The organism is Actinophytocola sp. (genome assembly GCF_045807065.1).
Classification (GTDB): domain Bacteria; phylum Actinomycetota; class Actinomycetes; order Mycobacteriales; family Pseudonocardiaceae; genus Actinophytocola.
In genome coordinates, this window is sequence record NZ_JBJMIE010000815.1 from 1 (window position 1) to 7,559 (window position 7,559).

At 67.5% G+C, this 7,559-nt stretch carries 5 protein-coding genes; 2 read left to right on the forward strand and 3 right to left on the reverse strand.

Annotated elements, in window-relative coordinates; genetic code table 11:
- Window positions 1-23: 23 nt before the first annotated feature.
- Entirely contained in the window at window positions 24-587 is a 564-nt protein-coding gene (locus tag ACJ73U_RS46980; RefSeq protein ID WP_407784306.1) for a DUF2690 domain-containing protein, read from the reverse strand.
- Between the two features lie 239 nt (window positions 588-826).
- On the opposite strand from ACJ73U_RS46980, the gene ACJ73U_RS46985 reads away from it, so the two are divergent.
- Complete coding sequence (locus tag ACJ73U_RS46985; RefSeq protein WP_407784307.1) at window positions 827-2,005, forward strand: hypothetical protein; 1,179 nt, start codon at window positions 827-829, stop codon at window positions 2,003-2,005.
- Window positions 2,006-2,102: 97 nt separating this feature from the next.
- On the opposite strand, the gene ACJ73U_RS46990 is transcribed toward ACJ73U_RS46985, so the two are convergent.
- Window positions 2,103-5,483 (reverse strand): error-prone DNA polymerase, encoded by a 3,381-nt coding sequence (locus ACJ73U_RS46990; protein ID WP_407784308.1) that lies wholly within the window; start codon window positions 5,481-5,483, stop codon window positions 2,103-2,105.
- Between the two features lie 356 nt (window positions 5,484-5,839).
- Window positions 5,840-6,766: a hypothetical protein gene (locus ACJ73U_RS46995; RefSeq protein ID WP_407784309.1), complete on the reverse strand. Its 927-nt coding sequence runs from the start codon at window positions 6,764-6,766 to the stop codon at window positions 5,840-5,842.
- A gap of 432 nt (window positions 6,767-7,198) precedes the next feature.
- Here ACJ73U_RS46995 and ACJ73U_RS47000 point away from each other — a divergent pair, with 432 nt between their 5' ends.
- On the forward strand, window positions 7,199-7,528 hold the full coding sequence (locus ACJ73U_RS47000; RefSeq protein ID WP_407784310.1) for a hypothetical protein: 330 nt from the start codon (window positions 7,199-7,201) through the stop codon (window positions 7,526-7,528).
- Window positions 7,529-7,559: the final 31 nt, after the last annotated feature.

Below are 7,559 nucleotides of genomic sequence, written 5' to 3' on the forward strand. Positions count from 1 at the left end.
AAAAACTTTCCCTACAAGACGCACTACAAAACAAAGTAGTCGGCGATCACCACGCGGCAGTTCCACGAGTTCGCCGCCGCGGCACCCGCCTGGACCGGCTGGTTGACCGCTGCGGGAGCCGGTGCCCCCGCCACGGTGGACGTCTCCTCAGCGGCGGCGGCACGGACCCGCTTGGGCCACAGCGGCTTGGTGCACTCCTGCATGATGAAGTTGCACGCGTCGAATCGATCGTGAGGACGCCTGCTGATCATGACAGTCCACCCCTGGTCGCCGGGGTCGATGCCGGTGCTGGTGCGGCGCTGGCTGATGCTGCCGTTGGGGTTGTGCCGCCGAATGAAGACGTAATCGGACACCGTCATCGACGTCTTGACGGTCCATCGGGCCCACAGAGCCTGGCAGCGGGCCGAGTACCTCAACTCGATGCGAAGCGCCAAGTTGGTGAACTCGCGGACCGTCTTGGCATCAGCGGTGCAGCCCTGCGCCTGCGGATCCTTGTCGGTACAGGATCCGCCGGGACAGGAGGCCGCCGCAGCCTGGGCCGGTGCGGCGACCCACAGGCTGAGCGCGAGTACCACCGCCCCGGTCACGGCGGTGGCCAGTCGGAATAGTCGAGTCATGGTTGGTGTGGTGCTCCTCTGTGTCTGGGCTGGCGGCATCGATGACCGCCGAGCTGTGCTTCACAGCGTCAGGTGATCGGCCGCAGTGCGAAACCAAATGACCGTCACTGACCGTCATTCGCCACGCCCGACACGCTCTGACCTGCGCCGACGGCCACTGACGGTGGGTAACAGGACTACTCGGTAGTAGTGAGCGACGATCGTTGACCATGACCACCGAACCCGACGAGACCTCGCCCGAAGAAGACGTCTTCCGGACGAGGATCAAAGCCGTCCTCGACGCGGCACCGCCTGGCCTCACGGCGGGAAGGATCTGCCAGATCGCTGCAGACGACTACAACACAGTGCTCGACGAGAAGACCGTCGGGAACTGGCTGAAGCAGCTGCGCATCCCGATCATCAGAGACGTCGCCCCTGAGGCTCAGCCCTTCGGGGTGTTCCTCGAGACTCTGGGAGTTGAGGATCACGCCGAGCTCCAGGAGTTGCTGAACCTCGCGCGAGCCGCGCTACAGGCCAGAAAAAAACGCGAGAAGGCCAAGCGAGAGGCCGCGGCTCAAGCGCAAGAAGATGGCGAGCTACAACAGCCGGCCGTCCCGGCACCGCCCACGCCGGATGACGACGCTGCATCTGACCCACTTGATCAACCCGGGCAGTCCAGTTCCGCGGACACCACTCACAGTCCCGCAACCACCGACGATACGGCGCCGCGACCCGATGAGACGACCGAAGCTCAGCCGATGCTGACGCTGCCCGAACCGCCCCCTGAACACCAAGACGATGACAGGCTGCCCCTGCCGCTATCGGGTGAGACCGCCAAAGGACCGCTCCCCGATGGTCCTCTCCCTCCTGGCGAGCAGCCACCGCCGCGACGGATGCCGAGACCCACGCTGATCGTGGCCGCAGCGGCAGCTGTCGTTCTGATCACCGGAACAGTCCTTGTGACGAAGCCCTGGGAAGACGGCTCCGAGTCGTCCACGGGAAGGTCGCCAGTGACGTCAGGCGACGCTGCGGTTCACAACGACGCTCAGCGAGAAGAGATCACTTCCTTCGAGGCTCCTCTCGACGGGAGCAAGACGATGGGGGCCTCACCTGCGAAGATCCTGGGTATCTGGAGCAGGCCAAGCATGGATCGGGACTGCGGCCTCAGTCCATGTATCGACGGCACGAGCCAGGTCGCCAAAGTGACCTTGCCTAAGACCATCACCGTCGTCTGCGTGGCCACTGGGCAGACGATCCGCAACGGCATACCTGGCGAGGATGGCTACTACGAGGATGATCGTTGGGTGCGCATCGCGCCCCACCCCGACATCGACCACGTGGGCTTCCTGCCCAACGTCTGGTTCGCCAGGGACAAGCTCCCGACCAACCTCGCCAAGTGCCCCAACTGACCGATGCACTGTCTGCTCGCCGACCGGCACCGAAGATCCAGGAACCGCTGAACCTGCCGCCCGACGACGCGGTGCTACTACACAGGTTTCCGCCCTGCTAGCGGAAGTCACGTGAGCCGTGCGCGACGACCGCGACCTCAAGCTGGTCGAGACGGTCGGCCACCAGATTGATCACGTTCTGGCGGTTCTCGATCGTGCCACGGATGGTGAGCGCAGCTGCGTTGCGAGCGAGTGCGCCGTAGCGTGCCCACAGGCCTAGCGAGCACACCACGTTGATCATGCCTGTTTCGTCCTCCAGGTTGAGGAAGGTGATGCCGCCTGCGGTCGCGGGGCGTTGGCGGTGGGTAACCACGCCGCCCACGGTGATCCGGGTGCCGTCCGGGACGTCGGCGAGGGCGTGGGCGGGGAGGACGCCGATGCTGTCGAGGTGGTTGCGGAGGAACTCGACGGGGTGGTGACCCGGGGTGATGCCGGTGGCGTAGGCGTCGGCGGCGACGATTTCGAGGGCGCTCATCCCGGGGAGTGCAGGGGCGTGGCCGGCGGTGGTGGTGCCGGGGAGGAAGTGAGAGCGGTCGCGGGCGGTGGCGCCAGCGGTCCAGAGTGCCTGGCGGCGGTCGAGGTCAAAACAGTCGAACGCCCCGGCGGTGGCGAGGTCCTCCAGCTGGGGTTGGTTGAGCGAGAGCCGGCGACCGAGGTCCGCCATATCGCGGTAGGGGCCGTTCGTGGTGCGTTCGGCCACGACGTGCCCGGCGGCCTCATGCAGGCCGCGGACGCTGGCCAGGCCGAGCCGGATCGCGTGCCCGCCCGTGCTGTCCGGGTCGGGTTCGAGTGTGGCGGCAGCGGCGCTGAGGTTGATGTCGGGCCGGTGGGTGTGCACGCCGTGGCGGCGGGCGTCGGCGACCAGGGACTGCGGGGAGTAGAAGCCCATCGGTTGGGCGTTGAGCAGGCCGGCGCAGAACGCCGCCGGGTAGTTGTGCTTGAGCCAAGCCGACTGGTAGACGATCGACGCGAACGACATCGCGTGCGCCTCCGGAAACCCATAGTCTGAGAAGGCCTCCACCTGCATGAACACCCGGTCAGCAAGCTCACCGACGATCCCGTTGGCAGCGGCGCCCGCGTAGAACCGCTCCCGCAGGCGTTCCATCTTCGCGCGGGAGCGTTTCGAGCCCATCGCGCGGCGCAGTTGGTCGGCCTCGGCCGGGGTGAACGAGGCAACGTCGATAGCCATCTGCATCACTTGTTCCTGGAACAACGGCACACCCATCGTGCGGCCGAGGGAGCGTTCGAGCAGGGGGTGGGCGTGGTCCCAGGGGGCGCCGTTGCGGCGGTCGAGGTAGGGGTGGACCGAGCCGCCCTGGATCGGGCCGGGCCGGATCAGCGCGACCTCGACGACCAGGTCGTAGAACTCGCGGGGGCGCAGGCGGGGCAAGGTGGCGAGTTGAGCGCGGGATTCGACCTGGAACACCCCGACCGCGTCCGCGGCGCAGAGCATGTCGTAGACGGCGGGGTCGCCGTAGTCGAGCTTGGCCAGGTCGACCTCGACGCCGTGGTGGTCGCGGATCAGCTCGACGCAGTAGCGCAGAGCGGAGAGCATGCCCAGCCCCAGTAGGTCGAACTTGACCAGCCCGATCGCCGCGCAGTCGTCCTTGTCCCATTGCAGGACCGTCCGGTCCTTCATCCGGGCGTGCTCGACCGGCACGACCTCGGACACCGGCTGGTCACTCAGGACCATCCCGCCCGAATGGATCCCCAGATGGCGGGGCAGGTCCCCGAACTGCTCAGCCAACTCCAGCACGGGCTCGGGGATCGGGTCGCTGGCGGACCGGGCGACCGTGGCGACCGGACCCCAGCGGTCGATCTGTTTGCTCCACGCGTCCTGCTGCCCGGGTGAGTAGCCGAGGGCCTTGGCCGCGTCCCGGACCGCGGACTTGGCGCGGTAGGTGATGACGTTGGCGACCAACGCGGCGCGGCGCCGGCCGTGCTTGGCGTAGACGTACTGGATCGCTTCCTCGCGCCTATCGGACTCGATGTCCACATCGATATCTGGGGGTCCGTCCCGGTCGGGCGACAGGAAGCGCTCGAACAGCAGGTTCCACTGCACCGGGTCGGCGTTGGTGATGCCCAGGGCGTAGCAGACCGCTGAGTTCGCCGCCGACCCCCGCCCTTGGCAGTAGATCCCGCGGTCGCGGCAGAACTGCACGATGTCGGCCACGACCAGGAAGTAGCCCGGGAAGTCGAGTTCTTCGATGATCGCGAGTTCGTGGTCGAGCTGGGCATACGCCTCCGGGGCCTGCTCGCGGCTGCCGTACCGGGTCGCCGCGCCGCGCCAGGTCAGCTCCCGCAACCACGACACCTCGTCGTGCCCGTCGGGCACGTCGAACGGCGGCAGTTGCGGCGCCACCAGCCGCAGATCGAACGCGCACCCGAGACCCAGCGTGGCGGCGCGCTGGACCGCACCTGGATAGCGGCGGAACCTGTTGTGCATCTCCTCCCCGGACCGCAGGAACGCCAGCGGCGCGGGCGGTAACCAGCCGTCCATGTCATCCAGGCTGCGGCGGGCCCGGACCGCCGCCATCGCCGCCGCGAGCCGGCCCTGGTCCGGACGGGCGTAATGGACGTTGTTGGTGGCGACCGTCGGTATATCCAGCTCGGCGGCGATCGTGGCCAGCCAGTCGTTGTGGGTGCTGGCCAGCGGCAGTTGGTGGTCATATAGCTCGACCGCGACCGCGTACGGGCCGAACCAGTCCACCAGCCGCGCCACCTCCTCGAGCGCGGCGTGCGGTCCGACCGCGGTGAGGGCCTGGCGGACCGCGCCCTTGCGGCACCCGGTCAACACCACGCAGTGATCGCGCAACTCCTGTATGACCTGGTCCAGGTCATAGACCGGCCGCCCCTTCTCCTCACCCCTCAGGTGCGCGTCGGTGATCACCCGACACAACCGGCGATACCCCTCAAGCCGGCGCGCCAGCACGAGCAGGTGCTGACCTTCGGGATCGGGGATGCCGTTCTGCGGACCCGCCAACCCCAGGCTCAACTCGGCGCCGAACACCGTAGACATCCCCAGCTCCCGCGCCGCTTCCCAGAACCGCACCACCCCGTACATGCCGTCATGATCAGTCAACGCGATCGCGTCCAGCCCCAGCCGAGCCGCCTCCTCAACCAGATCCTCCGGGTGGCTGGCGCCGTCCAAGAAGCTGAAGTTCGAGTGCGTGTGCAGCTCCGCGTACGGCACCCGTACGCCCCCGCCGCACAGGTCATCACTCATGAACCGGTCCGCCAGGTCTGGCGGCGGCCCGGCATAGCCCTCCCGCTTCCGCGACCACGCCGGACTGTCCCCACCATCACCAACCGGGGCTTCGACCTGCCCCGACAACGCCAGCCGTAACTCCGACCACGACGACCCCGCGTTGAACCCCGCCACCACCAGCTCCCGTTCCCGCACCCGCCGGGGGAAGCCAGCGATCGAACACTTGTTCATGAGTATCAAGTGGACAGTTGATCGAGTCAAGCCGAGACTCAGCGAAGCGCAACTAACACAGCTGCGCAGACCTGAAACCGACCCCCTACGGACGGTGAAATCGGACCCCAGTCGACAGTAGGGAGTGCTCAACCTTGGAGGATTGGGTGGAGGTCGCCGTCTTCACCGGGCTGTGAGGATGCTGATCAAGGTGATCGTGCCGTCAGGTCGGTATCAGCCAAACATCGTGCGTCAAGCGTTGGTTGCGGATGCGGTACCGCCGGCTGGCCAAGGACTCGATCGTGGCCCTCGTCCCCCGAGTAACCACAGCTCAGTCCGCGCAGGTCAGCACCGTTAGGAAGTGATCTTCCGACGACTTAACTTGGCTCGGATCGCACGCGGTGGAGTCGGACACGGTGGCGGAGGCGTCCGTACTCGATGAGGGGGTCGGCTTCGACCTCGACGATCAGTGCGGGCTGTACGGGCTGGTAGTCGCTGGCGGGGTGGCCGGGCAGGCCGAGGAGCACGCCGGGCAGTGGTTGGCGGGGCTCGTCAAGGGGTGTGAGCAGGACGCCGAGTTGCTCAGCCACTGGGCGCGGCAGCGGCAGGGTGACGCCGATGAGGCGGGGCCGATTGGCGGGTTTTGGGTGGGCCAGCACCAGGCTCTCCGGCCGCTGGGCAGGCCCGGTAATGCCGACGACCAGGCAGTCCATCAGGACTTTCTGCCGGATCTTGAGCCAGCCGCTGGCCCGACCGGCCCGGTACGGGGCGTCCGCCGGTTTGGCGACGCAACCTTCGATGCCGACCTCGGCCATCGCCGGGTCCAGCCATCGTGCCGCGACCTGTCGATCCGTGGTCATCGGCACCTGCTGCAGGAGCGGCCCGGCGCCGGCGAGCAGGTCGGCCAGGCGGGCGCGTCGCGTCCGATACGGCTCCCGGCGGCGGTCGGTGGTGTCCGTGGCGAGCAGGTCGAAGCAGGCGTAGTAGATCACTACTCCGACCGAGGCCCGCGCGGGCGGGAACAGGGCCAGGGCCGTGAAGTCCAGCCGGCCGTCTCGCAGCGCGACCATCTCCCCGTCGATGACGACATCACCCAACACATGTCCGGCGGCGACGATCTCGGGGAATCGGTGGGCCAGGTCGTTGCCGTTGCGGGACTGAACGATCCCGGCCGCCGTGTGTACGCACACCCGCCACCCGTCGATCTTCGGTTCCAGGCACCAGCCGGGCCCTTGCGGCACCGCGCGAGCCGGCGTGGCCAGCGCCAGCCGCACCGGAACAGGCAGCAGCACCACGAGCGCCACCACCTTCCGAAGACGGCGTTGCCGCTGGTCACGACTGTGTCATGTGGACTCCAAGCGCGCCAGCCGACCCGTGCAACTCCCTTCCCCGGGTGGCGCACGCAGCGTGGTTCCGGCGCAATCGGTACGGAAGACACCCGCGCACATAAAAGAGCGGATCGTGATATCTGGAGCCGGTAGCGACTGTTGGACATATGACCGGGCAGCGAGACGAACGCCAGCACGACCCAGTCCGGGCCGCGGGGGGCTGGGGTGGCGCTGCAGTCGGTCGCGTCGACGCCGATGACTGGACTCATCCGCGCCCCGCACCGTCCACACCCCGATCTGGGACCGGCACACGGCCTGACCTTGGACGTTCTTTCCTGATCCATGCTGTCTACGACCCCAGCGGCTGCGGCGTCCCCGATCCCGACCTCGCAGAGCTTGGTTGACGCCATGCGCGAGACCGTCGACCGGCTCGGATGTACCGTCCTCGGAGAACTGCCCGTCGTGTTCCAGGCGTCCGGCTCAGGCGCCCACTTTGGTGGCGAGACGGCGAACGAGGATGCCCACCAGCCGGACGTCCTCAGGATCCAGGGACGCCAACTGGGCAAGGTCGACACAGTGGGCTTCGAGTCGCTCAACGAGGCTGGTAAGCCTACGCAGGTCATGCGACGACTTGACAGGGTCGTCGACGCCGACAAGGTCGGCCCGCGTGCGCCCGAAGAACTCAGCTACCGCGTCGAGTCGGATGAGATCTGGCGCGGTGACCTCACCGCGACGTAACTTGGCGATCCAGGTTCGATGGCACGTGTCG